This window comes from Nostoc sp. C057 (assembly GCF_013393925.1).
Taxonomy (GTDB): Bacteria; Cyanobacteriota; Cyanobacteriia; order Cyanobacteriales; family Nostocaceae; genus Nostoc; species Nostoc muscorum_A.
Genome location: NZ_CP040281.1, coordinates 2,615,446 through 2,635,659, shown reverse-complemented (window position 1 = coordinate 2,635,659; position 20,214 = coordinate 2,615,446). Strand labels below are relative to the sequence as shown.

At 41.7% G+C, this 20,214-nt stretch carries 13 protein-coding genes and 1 tRNA gene; 6 read left to right on the top strand and 8 right to left on the bottom strand.

The annotated features are described in order from the left end of the window. The first annotated feature begins 44 nt into the window (after positions 1-44). Both FD724_RS11505 and FD724_RS11500 read left to right on the top strand, forming a co-directional pair. Positions 45-2,378 carry a peptidoglycan DD-metalloendopeptidase family protein gene (locus FD724_RS11505; RefSeq protein WP_179072720.1) on the top strand — a complete coding sequence of 778 codons (2,334 nt, stop codon included), beginning with the start codon at positions 45-47 and terminating at the stop codon, positions 2,376-2,378. A 167-nt stretch (positions 2,379-2,545) separates the two neighbouring features. Further along, a tRNA-Met gene (locus FD724_RS11500) sits at positions 2,546-2,619 on the top strand. A 134-nt stretch (positions 2,620-2,753) separates the two neighbouring features. Here the strand turns inward: FD724_RS11500 and FD724_RS11495 are convergent. Then, entirely contained in the window at positions 2,754-4,961 is a 2,208-nt protein-coding gene (locus FD724_RS11495; RefSeq protein ID WP_179072719.1) for an amylo-alpha-1,6-glucosidase, read from the bottom strand. A 131-nt stretch (positions 4,962-5,092) separates the two neighbouring features. Between FD724_RS11495 and FD724_RS11490 the strand changes: the two genes are divergently transcribed. From FD724_RS11490 to FD724_RS11480, 3 genes are all read left to right on the top strand, one after another. Continuing rightward, the gene (locus FD724_RS11490) at positions 5,093-5,704 is read left to right on the top strand and encodes a peroxiredoxin (RefSeq protein WP_179072718.1); all 612 of its coding nucleotides are present in this window, start codon (positions 5,093-5,095) and stop codon (positions 5,702-5,704) included. A 270-nt stretch (positions 5,705-5,974) separates the two neighbouring features. Continuing rightward, positions 5,975-6,511 (top strand): peroxiredoxin, encoded by a 537-nt coding sequence (locus FD724_RS11485; RefSeq protein WP_179072717.1) that lies wholly within the window; start codon positions 5,975-5,977, stop codon positions 6,509-6,511. 57 nt (positions 6,512-6,568) lie between these two features. Next, a complete protein-coding gene (locus tag FD724_RS11480; RefSeq protein WP_179075477.1) occupies positions 6,569-7,234 on the top strand; it encodes a glutathione S-transferase family protein in 666 nt (221 codons plus the stop codon). Positions 7,235-7,280: 46 nt separating this feature from the next. On the opposite strand, the gene FD724_RS11475 is transcribed toward FD724_RS11480, so the two are convergent. The 4 genes from FD724_RS11475 to FD724_RS11460 form a co-directional block, all read right to left on the bottom strand. After that, the gene (locus tag FD724_RS11475) at positions 7,281-8,282 is read right to left on the bottom strand and encodes a DnaJ C-terminal domain-containing protein (RefSeq protein WP_114084225.1); all 1,002 of its coding nucleotides are present in this window, start codon (positions 8,280-8,282) and stop codon (positions 7,281-7,283) included. Positions 8,283-8,400: 118 nt separating this feature from the next. Continuing rightward, entirely contained in the window at positions 8,401-8,910 is a 510-nt protein-coding gene (locus FD724_RS11470) for an AAA family ATPase (RefSeq protein WP_179072716.1), read from the bottom strand. Positions 8,911-8,993: 83 nt separating this feature from the next. Further along, positions 8,994-10,283, bottom strand: coding sequence for a glucose-1-phosphate adenylyltransferase (locus FD724_RS11465; protein WP_114084227.1), 1,290 nt, complete (start codon positions 10,281-10,283; stop codon positions 8,994-8,996). A gap of 363 nt (positions 10,284-10,646) precedes the next feature. After that, positions 10,647-12,485, bottom strand: a complete 1,839-nt coding sequence (locus FD724_RS11460) for a hypothetical protein (protein WP_179072715.1) — start codon at positions 12,483-12,485, stop codon at positions 10,647-10,649. Between the two features lie 556 nt (positions 12,486-13,041). Here FD724_RS11460 and FD724_RS11455 point away from each other — a divergent pair. Continuing rightward, a protein-coding gene (locus tag FD724_RS11455) for an IS5 family transposase (protein ID WP_179072334.1) occupies positions 13,042-13,835 on the top strand; the annotation gives its coding sequence in 2 pieces (ribosomal slippage) (positions 13,042-13,381 and positions 13,381-13,835; 795 coding nt in all). Positions 13,836-14,180: 345 nt separating this feature from the next. Here the strand turns inward: FD724_RS11455 and FD724_RS11450 are convergent. The 3 genes from FD724_RS11450 to FD724_RS11440 form a co-directional block, all read right to left on the bottom strand. Beyond that, positions 14,181-14,387 (bottom strand): hypothetical protein, encoded by a 207-nt coding sequence (locus FD724_RS11450; RefSeq protein WP_179072714.1) that lies wholly within the window; start codon positions 14,385-14,387, stop codon positions 14,181-14,183. A 366-nt stretch (positions 14,388-14,753) separates the two neighbouring features. Beyond that, the gene (locus FD724_RS11445) at positions 14,754-15,632 is read right to left on the bottom strand and encodes a bile acid:sodium symporter family protein (RefSeq protein ID WP_179072713.1); all 879 of its coding nucleotides are present in this window, start codon (positions 15,630-15,632) and stop codon (positions 14,754-14,756) included. 85 nt (positions 15,633-15,717) lie between these two features. After that, entirely contained in the window at positions 15,718-20,199 is a 4,482-nt protein-coding gene (locus FD724_RS11440; RefSeq protein ID WP_179072712.1) for a translation initiation factor IF-2 N-terminal domain-containing protein, read from the bottom strand. Positions 20,200-20,214 lie beyond the last annotated feature (15 nt).

The following is a 20,214-nucleotide window of genomic DNA, read 5'->3' as shown; positions in this document are numbered from 1 at the left end:
AAAATCGAGGTCAGTTAAGCGCTAGTGATCATAGGAGGTCGTCTTTGAAACGAGCATTAAAAAAGAGAGTAAAAGCTGTGTTGAACAATAACCCCAACAGCGATGATGCCCCGGTAGAACTGCAAAATGTGATGAATCCAAAAGTTAACCGCCGGGTGCGGACAAAAGCCGCCATGATTGGCTTGGCAATCTCTATGGGAGCAACCAGCCTTTTGGTGACTCGACAAAGCGATCAAGCCCAAGCAGCGGTGCCAGTAGGCAGCCAAAAGGCTTCCTCTTCGATTCCTGCTGCTCCTGACACTGAAGTGAAATTTGCCTCCACAAAGCTGGAGTCCCAAGCAGTCTCATCAGCGAGCGTGCCGGAAAATCCTGTGATCGTGGAACCAACGGCAGTCTCACAAGTGCCTGGGCTTGAAGCTAAATGGCAAGTCGCGGCAAATGGAATATCTTTGCAAATTCCTGCATCAGAAACATTTTCCCAAGCAACAGCTGGTTATAAAAATTCCACTAACCTGAAGCCACAAGTGGCACAGGGTTTGAACAACACATTAGCTGAGACTAGTTTCCCAACAGTCAATAATTTGTCTGACTATAGTGCTGATGGTGTTGGCAGTACAAATGTTTTATTGAATGCCCAGCCACAAACATTAGCAACATCTGGTGCAGTCAACGGTGAGACAAATGCACAACTTAAGGCACAACAAGAGTTTGCACTGAATCGCTTACAAGAAAAATCTAATCGGTTAAGAAAAAGTCTCGCACAGTTACAGTCTGGGGAAACTGAAAACTTATCACCAGCTGATATTGGTTTGGCACAACCGACGACTGGAGTTGAAAAAACTGCATTAGTCCAGCCGAATACTTCTGACGATGCAAGCAAAGCGAACTTGATATCGAAGTTAAAACAGAAGAATCAGACAAGTGCAATTGCACCAGTACCAGCTACACCAACACTTATTGCGTCCTCGACTCGAACCGCCTACGAAGTTAAGCCTGGAGATACACTAGCAGCGATCGCCAGCAAATACAATACTTCAGTATCAGAACTAGTTAAGGTAAATAACCTCAACAATCCCAATGAACTGAAAATTAGTCAAAAACTAATTATTCCTGCTAGTCAAGTTGAGGTAACAGTAGCGAATCAACCTACTGTAGTCAGCCAACCTGCTGTAGCGAGTCAACCTACTTTTGTGGAGTCCAGCAAAACTCCAAAAGTAGCTACCTCTCCTATGAACATTGGTAGTGCCAACTCCTATCTACCAACTCCTTCACAATCACCATCTATTGCCGACAACAGCAGCGTTGCCGTCCCTACACCAGTAATTGCGAACAATCAGGTTCAGGCAAATAGTGCCACTGACTTAGAAGTACGCCCTACCACTCCTGCTAGGTCTTATGGTGTTGGTGGTGAAGATCCAGTGCCAACAGCTTTTGCTGAAATACAACAGCCTAAAACATCGGCAAATAGGGTAGCACGGGGAAATAATAATGACCGTTTGCGGGGCTTGCAAGCGGAAATTCAGAGATTACAGCAGAAATACCGCGCTCAACAGTCTGGTAATTTAGTTGTGCCAGCAGCTAGCGATACTACTAACGCTGCAATGCTCACTCCTATTTCTACTCCCAATAATTTCATCGTACCTAATTCTGCTGTTCGACCAAATAGTGTAGCGATACCAATTCCAGTTCCTACACCTATTAGAGCTACCTATAGCGCTCAACCAATCAAGCCCCAATTCCGTACTAGTGTACGTCCTACCGAACCAGTAAACCCAGAATTCTTGCCCAATCTCGGTTCTGCTAGTCAGTGGACTCCCACTCGCACTAAATCTCCTACAAGAATTGCAACTCCTCCTGGAAGAGTAAATGCCTCTGACTCCTTAGGAAAGATGCGGGGAACCACAGTTACTCCACAGATACTACCGCCTTTGGCAGCAGTGGATCAATACCTGCCCAGGCCCATTGACGAACTGACACCTCCTCCATCTTCCTCAACCGTAGCTTACACATGGCCGGCAAAAGGTACCCTTACCTCTGGTTATGGCTGGCGCTGGGGTAGAATGCACAAAGGAATTGACGTTGCTAACTCCACTGGCACGCCAGTTGTCGCCTCAGCTGAGGGGACGATAGAAAAAGCAGGCTGGAACAATGGTGGCTACGGCAACCTTGTCGAAATCCGCCATCCAGATGGCAGCACGACTCGTTATGCTCATAACAGTAAGATTCTAGTGCAAGCTGGTCAGCCAGTACATCAAGGAGAAACAATTGCTTTGATGGGTAGCACTGGTCACAGTACTGGCCCACACACCCACTTTGAAATCCATCCATCAGGTAAGGGTGCTGTTAACCCAATCGCCATGTTACCGGATCGCATATAATTTCTTGGCTATCTGTAACTAAATCATTGCCTTGTTTTGTTGAGGGAGTTTACCTCCCTCTTTTGCTTTTTATAAACTCAACAGGGATGAAAGCTGTAAGAAAATTGCAAAAATCTTAGTATTGAGCAAATTTGTATGCTATACTAGTTTATGATTTGAAGATATATGGCTCAGTAGCTCAGTTGGTTAGAGCGCGGGACTCATAAGCCTGAGGTCGTTGGTTCAATTCCAACCTGAGCCACTTTAAAAAATTAGTAATTCGTAAGTTAAAAGGTTGTTTAAAACTGCCTTTTGATTTCATGCTAGTTGTAGCTTGTTACGTAGACAAGAGGCTATGACATTTTAAAACATCCTCTACGAATTACGAATTACGAATTATTTTTGTATGTGGCGAATTACTTCGGCAACTGACCAAGCTTGAGCGATTGCACCTCTGGGTGTATGAGGTGCATCGCCATCAAAAATCTCAGAAATAGAGCCAAGACAAGCGCCAGATAAGAAATGATCTAGCAGAGGTTGCCAATCAAAAGGCAGCGATTGTTGTGGATAAAAACGTTGCCAAGCCCGAATATATGGCCCAATTAGCCAACCCCAAACAGTGCCTTGGTGATAGGCGCGATCGCGTTGCTCTTGATTACCCTCATATCTCCCTTTGTATTCGGGATCTCCTGGATCGAGACTGCGAAGACCATAGGGAGTTAGCAAGCTGATAGTTGCCAAATCTAGTATCTGACTCCCCTGTTGGGCAGAAAACCCACAATGGTGCAGTGACAGCGCCAAAACCGCATTGGGACGAATTTGAAAATTCCGGCGATCGTCTGGCTCGATAGTATCGTACAAATAACCCAGCTGAGGATTCCAGAACTTTTGCAGCGAGATTTTAACCTTTTGTGCTTGCAGAGCATAACGCTGTGCTTGTTTAGTGAGACGCACTGGATCGCCAAGTTCAAGCGAACTTAAGCGTTCTGCCCACCGACTTAGCCAACATAAAGCTGAATACCACAGCGCATTGATTTCCACCGGCTTACCGTGACGTGGAGTGACGGGTTGTGCCCCAATTACCACATCCATCCAGGTAAGGGCTACACCACGAGCATCCCAACTAATTAGCCCATCAATAGCATCAACCTGGATATTGTAGTGTGTACCACCCACAAAGGCTTTGTGGATTTGTTGGACTACAGAGAATTGCTCTGCCAAAAATTCCCAGTCTTGGGTAGCTTCTAAATAAAGCCCTAAAGTTTCAACCCACCACAGCGCCGCATCAATACTGTTATAAAGTGGTTCGCCATCGGCATCAGGAAATACATTAGGCATTAAACCGTGACGATAGTAATGCCTAAAAGCCCGTAATACTCCTTTTGCCAGATCAAAGCGCTGTGGAACTAGTGCCAATCCAGGTAAGGCGATTAATATGTCGCGCCCTCGCTCATTAAACCAGTGATAACCAGCAATGATTGTGGGGCCTGCAATTGAGGCTCGATAGACGATAAACTGATCGCTTGCTTTAAGTAGTTGTTGCCAGATTGGGGATTGGGCATGGGGCATTGGGCATGGGGCATTGGGTATGGGCAAGAGGACTTGCGGACAAGGAGAATTGGGCACAAGGGGAAAGACTTGTTTCAAGTTCTCACCTCTTGTCCCCTTGTCCCCTTGTCCCCTTGTCTCCCCTGCCCCTTTACCCCCCTCACTCCATCCAAAAATCTGGGAGAGTCGGTCTTGCTCTAGCTCCACGGCTTCTGCAAAGGTTTCGGAAGTGAGAACACCTGCCATCAAGTTTGGAAAACCTACTCGTGCTTCTAGTGTTACCACATCTCCTGGTTGCAGTCTGACTATCAAGTAACCAGGACTGTAGAGGTCTTCTTTGTCACTTAATCCTCGTTTTGTCTCCTCAGACAATCCATAATTCCAATACCAAACTGCATCTGGTTGATATTTTCCTTTTGTCCAACGCAAGTGCCAAGGTATACCGAAATTACCCAATTTTTTTGCTTGCAGGCAGATTTGCTGTTGCCCAAGCAATTCTGAGAACTGTAATCCTGAACTAGCAATTTGTGGGTGGTGAAAATCACGTTCTGCGATCAGCAGTCGCAGCCGTAAAATTGCTGTATCGCTTCCGTCATAGCGATATTGGATCAAGATTCGATCGCAAAATTGGGCATTGGGAATTGGGCATTGGGAAGCATTCTTCGCTATTTCCAGTTCCTCATTCCTAGTCCCCAGTCCCCAGTCCCCAGCCTCCACTAACCCATAAGGCATCACCAATTGTCTGCTTAATTGCCAGTTATCTCGACCCCAAATCCATTTTGGAACTGGGTTAATATCAAAACAGCGCAACAGTTCGTAGCCTGTCAGTTCAATCTGACCGTTACCCCAAACATTTGTCCCTAGTGCTATAACGCTCCCCGATACTTCTAAGCTAGCGTCTAAGTGTGAAAACAGCAGAGTCCGCCCAGAAGGTGGGTTTGTAGCGGTAAACAGCCAACCGTGATAGGTGCGTGTGCGAACATCAGAAATCGTACCACTGGCAAAACTTCCTAAGCCATTGGTAAGTAACCATTCTCTTGTATCTAAATCGGGCATTGGCTACTCAAAATCGTTATGAGTATGATATAGTCGTAACAGATCGTAACTAAACTGTAAGAGCGTGGATGGGCGAGTTTTACTTGACCCGTATTCCAACGCTAATAAACCGATAAAGGAGAATTAGGTTAATGTCCCTTACTTACGGAACCGAAGGAAGCCTCCGCGTTGGCCAACAAGCTCCCGATTTCACAGCAACAGCTGTGGTAGATCAGGAATTTAAGACAATCAAACTTTCCGATTATCGCGGTAAGTATGTCGTCCTGTTTTTCTACCCACTAGACTTTACCTTTGTTTGTCCTACTGAAATCACAGCATTTAGCGATCGCTACGAAGAATTCAAGAAAATCAATACCGAAGTCCTTGGGGCTTCCGTTGACAGTGAATTCTCCCACCTCGCTTGGATTCAAACAGATCGTAAGTCCGGTGGTGTCGGCGACCTGAATTATCCTCTAGTCTCAGACATCAAGAAAGAGATTAGCGCCGCTTACAACGTTCTTGACCCAGCAGCTGGCATTGCCTTGCGTGGTCTGTTCATCATCGATAAAGATGGTATCATACAGCACGCTACCATCAACAACCTAGCTTTTGGTCGCAGCGTTGATGAAACCCTGCGGACATTACAAGCAATTCAGCACGTTCAATCTCACCCCGATGAAGTTTGCCCAGCTGGTTGGCAACCTGGTGATAAGACAATGAATCCTGACCCAGTGAAGTCTAAAGTTTACTTCTCTGCTGTCTAAATTTCGTTAGCAAACTCTAATCCAAGTTGTTGGAGTTGAGAGCAAAATCGATGAAAACCACAGATGAACAGAGATACACATGAAACAGTGTCAACCTCTATATCTATCTGTGGTTTTTTCATAAAATAGTATTTGAATATAGCAATCCTATTTGAGTTGTGAAAAATGTAGATTAGGAAACGAACCGCAAAGGACGCAAAGGAAGGCAAGAAGAAAGAGAGATGTAATTTTCATGAATGATGTAGGACTGCTATAGTTAGGGTTAAAAGTATGTTGACTTCAACTGATTTTAGTGGCTTATTAAATGAGCGATTCTTCCGCAATTTTTTACCAGTTCCAGCTAGAAATCAACTCAGGTTGGGAGTAGGAACACCTGATTTTCAACTACCAGATATTACCAATGGGACTTTGGTAAAATTGTCTGATTATAAAGGCAAGCAACCAGTGTTACTCGCCTTTACTCGCATCTTTACTGAAAAACAATATTGTCCATTTTGTTTTCCTCATATCAAAGCCTTGAATGAGAACTATGAGCAATTTAAAAATCGCGGTATAGAAGTTTTAATGATTACTAGTACCGATGAAAGGCAGAGTCAAATTGTTGTGAAAGATTTAGGCTTAAAAATGCCGTTGTTGAGCAATCCTAGTTGTCGAGTTTTTCGTACCTATCAAGTAGGGCAAGCATTAGGAGCGCCTTTACCAGCCCAGTTTGTATTAGATAAAGAAGGAAAACTCAGCTACTGGCATTTATTTTCTTTTCTGGATCACAATGCTAGTGTTGAGACTCTGTTAGAACAATTTAATTGAGTTTAAGGTGTAGAATTGGCAATACCCACTCTACTGATAAAACTGTGAGGTTTTATGGTGCTTACCCTTTATCATTCATCTATTTCTCCTAACTCCCGTCGCGTCTGGATTACTCTGTTGGAAAAAGGACTTGAGTTTGAATTAGTAGAGATAAAGCTAGATGGGGAACAGTTTCAACCAGAATTTTTGGCAATTAACCCATTTCACCACATTCCAGCTTTGGTGGATAACGGCTTTAATGTCGTGGAATCTTTGGCAATCCTGGACTATTTAGAGGCAAAATATCCCACACCTGCGATGTTGCCTAAAGATGCCAAGGATTTAGCGATCGCACGGATGGTACAACTGGTAACTGTGAATGAGCTTTTGCCAGCAACCACCACATTTTTACCTCAGATATTAGGCTTACCTGGAGAAAATCCCGAAAAAATCGAGCAGGCGAAGCAGAAAATTTCAACAGTACTCAAATTATTCGAGAATTTACTTGACGATCGCCCTTACTTTGGTAGTCAAAACCTAACTATGGCTGAGGTTGTGGCTGGAACTGTAGTAATATGGCTGCCGGAAGTAGGCATTTCTTTAAATGACTATCCAAAACTGAATGCTTGGCACGATCGCTTAATTGTACGTCCATCGTGGCAAGCTACCGAGTCTACACCAGAGGCAATGGAAGCGTTTAAGTCTGTCATTGTCGCGAGAAATACGCGGCAAACTCAGACTTAATCAATGTAGAAACGATAAATTTTACCGTTTCTACAATCCGAAATTTTCACAGCTTGACTTGCTGCAAATGACTGCGGGGATTATAAGTACGTATAGCCCGGATTTTTTCATAATATTCTCGTTCTTGTTGGCTGAGGTCTTTTGGTGGTGCGATCGCCACCTTCACCAACTGATCGCCACGTCCACCCTTGGCGAGGGGCCAACCTTTGCCACGTAAACGCAGTGATTGTCCAGAACGTACCCCGGCTGGTAGCTTGACATTAACTGAACCGTCGGGAGTGGGTACATCAATAGACGCTCCCAGAGTAGCTTCATCTGGTGTGATTGCCACTTCGCACACCAAGTTATCGCCTTCCATTTGGAAGAACGAGTGCGGCTGAAGTTCGACTTTTAAGTATAAATCCCCTCGTTGTTGAGTCATCGGGTTGATTTGACCTTTACCCCGCACGCGCAGACGAGTACCAGGTTTAGCCCCAGATGGAATACGAACATCAATTGTTTCGTTGCCTAAACTGAAGCGCTTTTGCACGCCGTTAAATGCTTCAGCAAAAGTTAGGGTGATTATAGCTTCACTATCCTGGGAAGTACCCGCACCTGCATCTTGAAACCCAAAATCGTTAAAGCCACCAAAACCACTTGTAGCACCTGTAGGAGGGCGGTAAGAGTAACTTTGTCGCCCGCCTCCACCACGAGGGGCAGCACCGCCAAAGCGTCCTAGCAACTCATTAATGAACTCATCAAAATTGCCGTATTGACTGAAGTCAAAGCCACCCATATCGGCACCAACGCCACCGCCGGGGAAACCTTCGCCAGCTTGCTTCCAATATTGACCGAATTGGTCATATTTTTTGCGTTTATCTACATCTGAAACAACCTCGTAGGCTTCGCTAACTTCTTTAAAGCGTGCCTCTGCCTGTTTGTTATTTGGGTTGACATCGGGGTGATATTTGCGGGCTAGTTTACGAAAGGCTTGTTTAATCTCATCTTGAGTGGCAGTCTTATTAACTCCCAAAATTGCGTAATAGTCCTTGAAGTCGGTTGCAGCCATCTACTAGCCTCCTATAGAAATTACTGTTATGTTTTTTTTTAAGAACACAGATATTTGATTGCTAGGTAGAGTGCCAAGCAAAAGAATCTGATTTTAAATTAACAAAGAATATAGAAAATCAAGTGTGGTTCTTGCTCAACGTGCGATCGCAATTTCCGTACTCCGATTTTTCTGATAAGCGGATTAGCCCGTCTAGCCCCTCTTCCAGGCTTGGGGGGGCATCCCGAAGTTGACGGTGCATCCGCAAAATAATTTCTTCAGGAACCTGGCGCGATCGCCTTTTATTACGTGCCAAACACAGCCAGACTGGTGTATCCACCCAAATTCCCATAATTTGGGTAAAGCCCAACTCACGGGCTAAAGCAATGACTTCACGGCGATGACGGCGCTGGGCATTGGTAGCGTCGAAAATGGCTGTATTTGCTGTAGAAGTAGCTTGTCGAAATTGCCTTTCTACTTCCTGCCAAATCAGTAGCCACGGCCCCTGAAGGGCTTGAGAACCGAACAATTGCCCCCTGATGCCATCCGTAGAAATCAGCGGCATCTGGGGGCATTCTGTCATTAATTGTTTTGCAAAAGTTGACTTACCGCTACCTGGAAGACCAATCAGCAAAAACAGTTTAGTCATTTGTCCGTTGTCCTTTGTTACTTGTAACTATTAACCAATGACTAATGACCAATGACTAATGACCAATGACTAATGACCAATGACTAAATGATTGTTCCATCAGCAATTACAGCATTTTTTAGCACGACGACGATACCACTGCGGATGTAAAAACCTTGATTTTCGCGTTCAGCTTCTTGCACATTATCTTTATTGATAATTTTGACATCATGACCGATGCGGGCATTTTTATCAATGATGGCACCGCGAATGATCGTGTCTGTACCGATGCCTACGGGAATGTCATTATCTATCAAGCTACATTGCCGTTCTACAGAAGCTTGGTAAAAATCTGCACCCATGAGCAAAGATTCTTCGATAACGCAGCCAGATTCAATCCGCGATCGCACTCCTAAAACTGAATGTTGAATGCGGCAATTTTTCAAAATACAACCTTCGCCAATAATTGATTCTGTGATATGGCAATCTAAAAGTTTAGTCGGAGGTAAGTAACGAGGGCGGGTATAAATTGGTGCTTTTTCATCGTAGAAACTAAAAGGTGGCTGGGGCTGCTGAGTCAGGGCTAAATTTGCTTGATAAAAGGCTTCGATTGTTCCAATATCTTCCCAGTAATCATCAAAAAGGTAAGCTTGAACGTTGTAATCTTTAGAGGCATCAGGAATAATTTCTTTACCGAAATCAGTTCTTTCTATACCTTCTCTCAACAACTTGAACAAAACCTCTTTTTTAAAGACATAAATCCCCATTGAGGCGATGTAAGGCTGTTTCAGGGCTTGTTCTTTTGTTAATCCCAGTACACTTGTATCAACTTGCATTTGGGTTAACGCTTCGCCTTTAGGTTTTTCGCTAAAGTCAATTACCCTACCAGAATCGTCAATTTTCATCAAGCCAAAATCTGAGGCGCGGCGCTCATCTATGGGGATGACTGAGAGAGTAATATCAGCCCCCGTGTCCCTATGGCGTTGGATAAACTGGCGATAATCCATCCGGTAGAGGTGATCGCCTGAAAGGATTAGATATTCTTCTACATCCCATTCTTCCATCAACCATAGATACTGACGCACAGCATCGGCTGTACCTTGGAACCAGTTGGGATTTTCTGGTGTTTGTTGTGCAGCTAGCACTTCCACAAAACCTTCGTTGAAACCAGTAAAGTTATAGGTACGGGCGATGTGACGATTCAGGGAAGCTGAGTTGAATTGTGTCAGGACGTAGATTTTGAATATTTCGGAATTTATGCAGTTACTAACAGGGATATCGATTAAGCGGTACTTCCCCGCTACTGGTACTGCTGGTTTAGCGCGGAGTTTGGTTAATGGGTAAAGCCGAGTACCCGCGCCACCGCCAAGGATGATTGATAATACTTTTTTCACAAAATTTCTCCCGACTGCCTTTCAACTCTCATCTTCAGTTTAGGACTGTCTGCCACCACAGGTAAGGGGGATCATGTGATTCTTAGGGAGGAATTTTATAGAATGCTGTTGGTTATGGATAGTACGGCTAATAAGTAAAAAACTAGAACATTTGTATTTATTTAGATAGGTGAACAATATAGCGAGTTTTGGCTACGTTTGCCTTGCATAGAATTTGACTATCGCTTTTGCATTTTATATCGATATAGAAATCATATTTAATTTTTGAAAAAACTTAGTACCACTTGAAAAGCCTTGTTGCCTGTTGGCTGCCATCGCTTTTGCACTGCGCGAACAAAAATCAAAGCTGACTGCTATAGTTATCTATTTATTTTCTTTGATAAAGATATGTTGCGAGATAAAATTCTCACGTGAATCACTCTTTTGGGCAATATTGAGACGTAGAAACTGCGCCCAGACTTCATCGCTAAGTAACTTTAAAGCAGTTTTAGGATTGTTAATTGCGATCGCACCGATAACTTTACGCCATCCTTGCTGCAATGACTCAAGAAAAGCCTCTTCAATAGAAACTTGACTCAACAACGAAAGGGCGGTTTCAAAACTTTCTGAATCAGCTTGTATATTCTTCGTTCTTAACCCTTGAAGTGCCACATTTAACCACATAGGCAGAATTTCCAGCCAATTGCTTTGCTGTATGTTTTTGAGTGCAATGTCTTCCATACCCAGCGCACCCCATACATATAAAGACTCCACAGCCAGTTTAGAATCGCCGTTGTTTAGAGCATTTTGCCATAATTTTTGAGCTTGATTTTGGAAGCGATCAGCAAGAAATTCATAAGCTTCCTGGACTTGATGCAAAATTGTGACTTTATAAACTGATTCACCCAATGGTAGGTAATCACCACGATAAGATAGCCAGTTCTGAGATCCACAAAGATGGATTTCTTGATCAACTATTACTTCTTTTATATGGGAGTCTCCCAGCCATAAAACCTGTACAGATGATAAACCATCAGGTGTTTTTATTGCTCGCAGTTTTTTCTCTACTTCTGGCGAAATTGGTTTCTCTTCATCTTCTTGTCGCCGCGCAATTCCATGTCCAATTAAAATCCAAACTCCACGATTAGCTAATTTTTGTAACAAAGTTAGAAATTTTTCATCGACAACTGCCTGATTCACCCAAGGAGAATAAATAATAACCTGACTTTTGGCAGAATTTAAAACTTCTGAGAAAGCTTGGCTAATTTGTCCGTCGCGTAACTGTACAACTTCACCTACGACTGGAGATTTATCTACTTTTTTCCCAGATTTTATCGCTTTTTGGCGAATATTTTCAAGCCTAGCTTCTATTTCAGTATTTTTCTGTTTGAGAATGGCTTCAAGTTCAAAATTGATGGTTTCGGTTGACAATTTACATAATGCTTGCAAGGATATCTTACCTTGAGCGTGTAGAGCTTCTAACCAATTTGATGCTGACTCTAAAATTTGTTTTCCATTTCTTATTTGAATAGTTAATTTATCTTCAAGGGCATCGAAGATAACAAAAAGTGATATCTTTCTCCAAAATTTTTGAGTTGGATTTAATACCTTATAAGAAGTAACAATTTTTCCCTCTTCTGGAATATGAAGTGCTAAATCTGAAGCCTGAATACTTTTTTGGATTTCCTCAAGTTGTAAAGAAGAGATATCAGTAATTGTCTGATCAATAGTTATAAAATCTGCCAAATCTGGCAAATTGATCGCTGTCTCGCTTAGTGATTCAGCTTGAAAGGTTATTTTGTCACTTAAAGGATCTGTAATAGCATGAAGCTGTACAGGATATGGGGGCTGTGGTACAGATCCTTTTTCATAAAATGAGCGACCTTCAGAAGTAACTGTAATTGGTGATGTTGGTGATAGAGTTTGTAATGAGCGAAGAGTTGCAGTGGTAGTTTTGATAAATACAGAATCCAGTCCAAGTACAGAGGCTAATTCATCCTCTGTTGGTGGGGGTTCAAATTCAATCGCAGCGCGGATAATAAATTCTTCGAGTACGTTAAACTGGCGGGGTTCTTTGATATTTACTTCTATAGTAGTTTGACGCAAACTATAACGGAATTGACGCGCTGCTAAAACCGATAAACTCGGACTTTGCGCTTCTATCTCGTCTACAAAATTTTTGAGATTGTCATCAATAGGTTTAGCAGAAGAGGCAAGAAACATCAAGGGAATAAGATTGGATAATTGAATTTGTACAAATACTTATAAACCATGAGGCAAAGTATCTTTATGGTTTCAATAAGTTTTGGCGACGATTAGCCTACCAAGCAAATCCAGCACCAGTGACAAATCTTAGCACATATAAATTTTCCTAGGAATGACCATTGTGGGAGTATTCAGCCGCATAGGGGTAGAAGCGATCGCGATCGCCAGAGTCCCATTTTGAATCTCTACTTCTACTGTAATTGCCGTAACGCTTTTTTCTTCTAATCCGGTTAAAGTTGCGATCGCAAAACCTTAGAGGTTATTTATAAAGTAAAAATAAGATTATTGTACGGTGTGTTAGGCAGATATATCTAGATGATTTGTCACAAAAAATTTCATCAAAGTGCTAACGCACCGCCATGTAACACGGTGCTTAATAGCAAAGCCTTAACCCACCTTACTTAAGATTTACTTTATAAGAGGCTATTTATAAAGTAAATCTAAAAGCCAGGAGAAAGGAGTTATGATAACGATAAAATACTTCATGTGCAGTGTATTTACATAGATAGTCGGTATGGCGCGAAAGTCTTACCCCACAGATTTAACTGATATAGAGTGGGAAATCTTGGCTCCCTTGATTCCACCAGCTAAAGAAGGAGGGCATCCACGCACAACAGATATGCGTGAAATATGCAATGCCATCTATTATCATTTGAAAACTGGATGTCAATGGAATATGCTTCCGGGGGACTTCCCGCCAAGCTCAACGGTATACAGCTATTACCGTAAATGGCAACGCAAGGGAGTTTGGGAAAAATTAAACCATACACTGCGCGATCAAGTTCGCATAAAATTAGGTAGGTCAACACAACCAAGTGCGATCGCAGCAGATAGTCAGTCGGTAAAAACGACTGAAAAAAGGGGGATGTGTACGGCTTTGATGGTGGCAAGTTAGTCAAAGGAAGAAAACGCCAAACAATCGTTGATAGCCTTGGGCTATTGCTCAAAGTGATTGTGAGCGAAGGCAATGCTCCTGAAAGAGTGCTTGCAGCGTATGCCTTGATGGAACTGGTGGAAGAACGCCCAGAATTATTGGAAAAAGTTGAAGTCATGTGGGTTGACTCGGGGTATGACGGCGATAAGTTTGCGCTGGCTGTTTGGTTGATGATTCAAGCTCATGTTGAGGTCATGCGCCGTACTAATAAAGAATTTGAAGTTTTACCCAAGCGTTGGGTAGTAGAAAGAACATTCGGTTGGTTTAACCAGTACCATCGTTTGAGTAAAGATTACGAACGCCTGACTGAAATGAGTGAAGCTGCCATATATGCCGTTATGACTCGTATTATGTTACGTCGTCTAGCCGTCTAAAGATTTACTTTATAAATGGTCTCTAAATAGTCTCTAAGAGGCTGTTTTAAAAGTGTTTGGCCGTGCTTTTAAGTACTTCTAGATCCCACCTAGCCCTTTTAAAAAAGGGGGGAACCGGAATCAAAGTCCCCCTTTTTAAGGGGCAGGGCGAACGCACGGGATTTCTGAAACCCTTGCTGGGCAAGGATCTTGATGAAAAAATAGGCTAAATTAAAAAACGCCAAAACCCTTGCTATTAAAGGATTCTTATACTTTAGATGCGTTTGCCCTGTTTTAAGGGGGATTTAGGGGGATCTTACTTTTGATATCGGTAAGGGGACTTTTAAAACATCCTCTAAGCAGGCTTTATGAAATAGGAGTGGTTATATCTTCCTCCAAGGATGCTGGCAATTCAGAAGAACTAGCGCCACTTTCTGGTGTTGAAAGCTCATCGCTTACCATTCCATCCCATGAATAGTTGCAGATTTTGGTGTGAAGCAATTTACCAAATGTCAGGTTAATTGCAAAGGCAAAAGAATCGATAAAAATTAGATTTACAAAGCGATCAATCATTAGACCCCCTTGAGCTAAATTAAGCATCAAGTGATATGTGCTTTGTTACTACACATGCCATAATCTCTTTTCCAGAAATGTCTAGTATTTTAATAATTCTTGGTTGAAGGGGAAAGGGAGAAAGAGATTGTAGGTAAGGGAAACAGGAAAGAAAATATTATTTATCGCTTTAATTTTGAGAAGAGGTAACGCCCAAAAAAGACTTCATATCATCAGTATAAGTGCAAAAAATGATGCAGATTACTGAATCATCTCTACTTACACAGGCTAATTTGTCTAATAGATAGCCTCAATCTTTTCAATCAAACTCTTGAGATCGGTAATTTAATTTGTACTAATACTTATAACCCATGAGGCAAAATATCTTTATGCTTTTAGTAAGCCTTGGCGACGACTAGCCCACCACGCAAATCCGGCACCAGTCACAAACATTAGTAGACCATAAATTGCCCCAGGAATAGCCATTGTAGGATTATTGAGCAGCGTAGGGGTAGAAGCGATCGCGATCGCTAGAGTCCCATTTTGAATTCCTACTTCTACTGTAATTGCCGTAACGCGTTTTTCTCCTAATCGGGTTAAAGTAGCGATCGCAAAACCTAAAGCCATTGCAACCACATTCAAAACTAGAGTTGCTCCGCCCACATCTATTACATAAGAAACAAAATTATTCCGTTCTCGCAGCAGCACTCCAGTAATTACCACCGCCAGGAAAAATAAAGATAGCCACTTCACAGGTTTATCTGCCTTGTCTGCCAATCCAGGTGCATACCGCTTGGCTATCATCCCAATTGCTATAGGTAGAAGTGTAATCACCGCAATCTGCAAAACAGTATTTAAGAAAGGTAACTGTAGCGTTGTTCCTTCCCCCAAAAATCTCTGCATTGACAAATTTACTACCAGAGGAATCGTAAAAACCGTAATGAAACTACTAATAGCTGTTAGCGTCACAGAAAGAGCAACATCACCCCCAGCCAAAAACGTAATCATATTAGAAGTAGCGCCACCGGGACAGGCTGCTAAAATCATCACACCTACTGCTAATTGCGGGTCAAGGGGAAACACCGATGCAATGCCAAAGCCCACAATCGGCAACATAATCAACTGCGCCACCAAGCCAATCACCACCGCTTTGGGATAGGTTACAACTCGCTTGAAGTCCTCTAGGGTCAAAGTTAACCCCATACCTAACATGATAATAAATAGAGCCAAGGGCAGAAAAACAGCCGTCAGAAAATTTGCTTCCATCCTTAACCCACGTTGGTAACAACAAAAGTGCCTCTGGATTGTACCGTATTCCCGTTAAATTTCTAGTTCTAGAACTGTAATAGGTTTAGCAGAAGAGCCGAGAAACATCTACGAAACCTTGATGAAGGCTGACAATATTTGAAACTTCCGAATACATACTTCCGACTTTACCTGGTTGATGGGTAAACAAATTATGACAACCCACAATTATCAGCAGTTCTTGGGCGCGAGAAAATGCAACATTTACCCGTTCTGGCTTCTTAGCAAATCCGACATCTCCTTTACTGTTGTTGCGAACCATGCTCACAATCACAACAGGTCTTTCCATACCTTGAAATCTGTCTACTGTCCCAGTACGAATCTCTAATGAAGGAAAAAGTTCAGATTGCAAACGTTCATCAATTTTTCTTAATTGAGCGCCATAAAACGTAATTACGGCAATTTCTTTTTTTGCTTCACCATTAGCAACTTTAGAAGCCCAAGTCGTCTCAAACTGTTGACATAGACGTTCAATCGCATCAATTTCTGGAGTATTAAAGTAAGAAGTTCCGTTTCTTTGCTCTAAAAACTGATTCTCAATAGGCGTTTTTACCCAAAGAAGATGCTGAGATTCTTGGATGATTTCACCTGCTAAATGATGTGCGCGTTTTGTGTCCGGCTCCAAAATGCCAGATTCTAGTTTACCGTCATAAAACTGATTGATTGCACCCATAATAAATGGGTGCATTCGATATTGTGTAGTTAGCATTTGTTTGATGCTTTCATCAGCAGATTCAAACTGACTTTTAAATAGTGATTCTTCTAAGAATTGTAGTTCGTCTCGTGTATTGCCAATTGTTTGAGCAACTTCCTCTAAAGTGCTGGTATCAAGCATGGGTGGTAATTGCCGATGATCGCCTACCATGACTAATTTTTTACCTTTCAAAGCTGGGATTAGTAACTCTGGTGGAGTACACTTGCTAACCTCATCAATGATGACAACATCAAAGGATTTGAATTCTTCCGAAAAAACTCTATTTGCAGCTTGAACGCAGGTGATACCAACGACGTTGGCATTATCTAAATATATGCGCCTTAAATCGTCCCTATCGCGCTCATTTGGCTGTCTTAATTTCCCAATCCAATCTTGGACAAAATTCTGATATTTTTTGAGATAATTTTCTTCTTTTTTGAGTTCCTTCTGCCAAAATTCAAACTGAATATTGATACCGCGCAATAACTCTATATTAAACAAGTCAGCAGCAGAATTTTCTGGTTTAAACTTATCCGGGATTCTTTGCCATTCTGTCAACCACCAGTTTCTTTCTTCTATTAAACTATCTGATGGCTGTGGTTGTAATTTGTCTTCTATTTCACGTAAGCTAATTTGTAATTTTTGCAGTTGCTGTAGAGAAGTTTCAGTTTCTTCTTGTAGTTTTGATAAATGCTCATGTAGAGAATTTTTAATCATCTCTAACACCGCAAAAGGTTCTAAGGATGAAATTAAGATTTCAAGCTGACTAATGGAAGTTACCCAATAATTAACTTGATTTGAAAATTCTTGTGGATGCTCCCAAATATTTGATTGGGTTGCAAGATATTTCTCAGTTAAAGTGCGTAATTGAGTAGGTATATTTTGTTGATTAAGTTCTTGCAGGATATTAATAACTCTGCCAAGTTGTAAATTAGCATCTTGTTGTGCTTTTTCTACCTCAGCTTGAGTAATGGATATTTGCTGTTGGCTAATTTCATTTTTCTGAAGTTCATTTAATTGTCTTTGTAAATACTGAAGCTGTTGTTCAGTTTCGGTTTTGACTTTTAAAACGCATTGACGTGCATTTATAAGAATAGTATCTAACAATTCTTGGGTAAGTCGGGTGAGAGTAGAATCGATGTTATTCCATTCCCATGATGCACCATAAGTCCGTTGCATTCTAATTAAGAAAACCTGGGTATTTTCGACCAGTAATTTTCGCTGTTTGGGATTGAGTAGCTGATAATTGCTAAACTGTTGATAGGTTTCTTGCCATTGGATGCGATCGCTCTTTGATAGCACCATTGGAATCTGACTAAAATTTTCTTGCAAGAAATAGCTGAAATTATGCTGTTTTCCCCGTCTATCAGTAAAACCTCCGTCTATTTCATAAGCGATCGCTTTTGTCAATAGCTCCCATTCTGGCAGGTTAATTTTGTAAGGTTTTGGTACTATTTGTAATTTTAATGTATTAGCAAACATCAATAAACCTAATGGTAAGTCCACCAAATTCTCTGTTAGTGGTAAACCTGATTGCTGACAATCTTTTAAAGTTTGATATAGATGAGAAGGTGCTGTAGATTTCCATTCTTTTACTGCTGAGATAATATAATCAATTTCACGTTGCCGATTTTCCCAAATCTGGATTGTTTGCTGTAGGTTTTGCAGTTTATCAAGATATTTCTGATAATCTGGTTGCGCTTGATTTAACAATGCAAAATTCTGTTTGACAATCTTCACTGATGCTGCAACTTCTAAGATGGCTTGACTAGCCTCTTGAGCATGAATAAAAGCAGATTTAAATCCAGAAATTTCTGTTGCTACAGTTTCACGCAACCAAACTGCTAAACCAAAAGCACCAAGCGGCGGACGCACCAAGCCAAGTTCATCAGTATATTTGATGGTTTGACGAACATTTGCTAAAAATTCTTCTACAAAACTATTACCTTCTGTGTATGGTTTTAGGAGTGGCAAAAAATCTGTAACTTCTGGAGCTTCCCAATTTATATTTGGTACAGTGTTTAGTATGTTTTCTAGACCTGCAATTAGAGATTCAACGTTGTTCTGTTTTTCTACGGTTTCGTTGTAAGATTTTTCTTGATTTTTAAAGTTTGTCTCTACTTTTAACTTATTTTTATTGAATTTTGTTTGCTGCTGGCTAAATTCTTCCTCTGCTTGGAAGTAAGGTGTAAATCTTTGTGATGATGCCAGTAATTGACTGAAGATTTGAATATTTTCGAGACGCTGTGTAATATTATTTTCGCAGTCATAAGCTGTATTTTCTAGCCATCTGCCAATCACTTGGTCTTCTAAAAAGGGCTGTCCTTCTTCCCCAACTTTTTCGGCTCTACCCTTGCGTACTGCCCGAATCACTGGGTTGTGAACTAATCGACTCAGGGCGTTATCTACTGCTAAATTCGCTTGTGAAGCAATTAGAGTTCGTCCGCCTCGAAGTGCAATTTGATAGCAAATTTCAGCAATTACAGTAGTTTTACCAGTACCCGGTGGCCCTTGGATGAGAACAAGATCCTTGGCAGCAAGTACCTTTTCTACTGCTGCTTTTTGCCCAGGATTAGCGGAAGACAATAATAAATCTTGTGGCTGAAGTTCAATAGTACTTTTGATTTGTCTAGCCTGAGAAGCATCGAATAAAAAGTTACCCAAATAAGGATTTTGGGTGTAACCATTATTCAAATCATCTAAGGCTTTTTTCTTACGCTGAATCTGCTGAATATCACCAATTGCCTCGAAACATAAGAATCCGGTAGCTGGTAATTTATAGCGCTCTGTTGCCATGAATTCAGCTAAATCGCGTTCTAGTCTGAGACTGATAATAGAACGGTTGATATCAACTTCTTCAACAGTTCCTAATTGACGACCGCTAATCCAATTTTTTCCGACGGGAGCAGTTTCAAAAAGTTTTAAATCTTCGTTTTTTGTGCGTCTTGCTCGTTCCCAAAAATTATCTACTTCGAGGGAATTTTGATAAAAGCCATCAAGGGTGGCTGAGTTTACATCAATTTCAAAACTAATTCGCCTTTTGAAGTTATAGTTATGACTTACGTAACGCACACAAAATTGACGTGCTTTCGCAATTTTTTCCTCAATTTGCAAAAACGCTTTCCAAGCTTTCAGCTGATCTTCTGTAGGTACATTTTCGCCACAAACTGGCGCGGTGGCGATGCGCTTCAATGTCGCTGGCGGAATGTCGAGATGATGCTGATGATTAGCCAGTAAACGCAAGCGACAAGGTACAGCGTAGCTGTCGGCGTGTCCGCGTGAGGGTTGTAACAACTGAGCCGAAAGTATTTTTATACCGTCGCGTCCATCTTTTTGTACAGCTGCTCTAAATCCTAATGTTTTTCTGAGCTTGTCAAGTCTTGCAGGCAATGGAAAATCATCGGAGTCTGTCGCTATTGTTAAATCCCAAATTTCCTCTCTTGCTTCTTTCCCTGCACCTTTGCGACGCACATAAAATAAAGAAGGCTTTTTTCCGACACATTCATACATTAACTCATTGGCGCGATCGCGCCGCTCCCTAAAATCGGAATATGATTTCAAGGCAGCCTCACCTTCAAGATGGCGGATAAAACTATCAATTGCTGAAGCTATAAACGTATAGCCCCAATCTTCAGAGGTTGTTTTAGTAGTTTTCGAGGATTTTGCTGTTAGTTTATTTACCGCTAAACGAATGCGTTCTACTTCGGGTTCTGAGATTGTACTGGTATGACCTTTGACTACAATTTTGAGTTTTTCACAAATTAATAATAGCTTCTTGCTATCTAAATTTAATTCTTTTGCTAGTTCGTAGACTCTGAGTTTACTGTTATTCATCAACTATTACCTTTG

Excerpts from the sequence above, each read along its gene's own strand:
- FD724_RS11470 (WP_179072716.1), bottom strand. The coding sequence starts at position 8,910 with ATGACTAAACTGTTTTTGCTGATTGGTCTTCCAGGTAGCGGTAAGTCA.
- FD724_RS11440 (WP_179072712.1), bottom strand. The coding sequence starts at position 20,199 with ATGAATAACAGTAAACTCAGAGTCTACGAACTAGCAAAAGAATTAAAT.
- FD724_RS11495 (WP_179072719.1), bottom strand. The coding sequence starts at position 4,961 with ATGCCCGATTTAGATACAAGAGAATGGTTACTTACCAATGGCTTAGGA.
- FD724_RS11460 (WP_179072715.1), bottom strand. The coding sequence starts at position 12,485 with ATGTTTCTTGCCTCTTCTGCTAAACCTATTGATGACAATCTCAAAAAT.
- FD724_RS11490 (WP_179072718.1), top strand. The coding sequence starts at position 5,093 with ATGTCCCTTACTTACGGAACCGAAGGAAGCCTCCGCGTTGGCCAACAA.
- FD724_RS11445 (WP_179072713.1), bottom strand. The coding sequence starts at position 15,632 with ATGGAAGCAAATTTTCTGACGGCTGTTTTTCTGCCCTTGGCTCTATTT.
- FD724_RS11475 (WP_114084225.1), bottom strand. The coding sequence starts at position 8,282 with ATGGCTGCAACCGACTTCAAGGACTATTACGCAATTTTGGGAGTTAAT.
- FD724_RS11450 (WP_179072714.1), bottom strand. The coding sequence starts at position 14,387 with ATGATTGATCGCTTTGTAAATCTAATTTTTATCGATTCTTTTGCCTTT.
- FD724_RS11485 (WP_179072717.1), top strand. The coding sequence starts at position 5,975 with ATGTTGACTTCAACTGATTTTAGTGGCTTATTAAATGAGCGATTCTTC.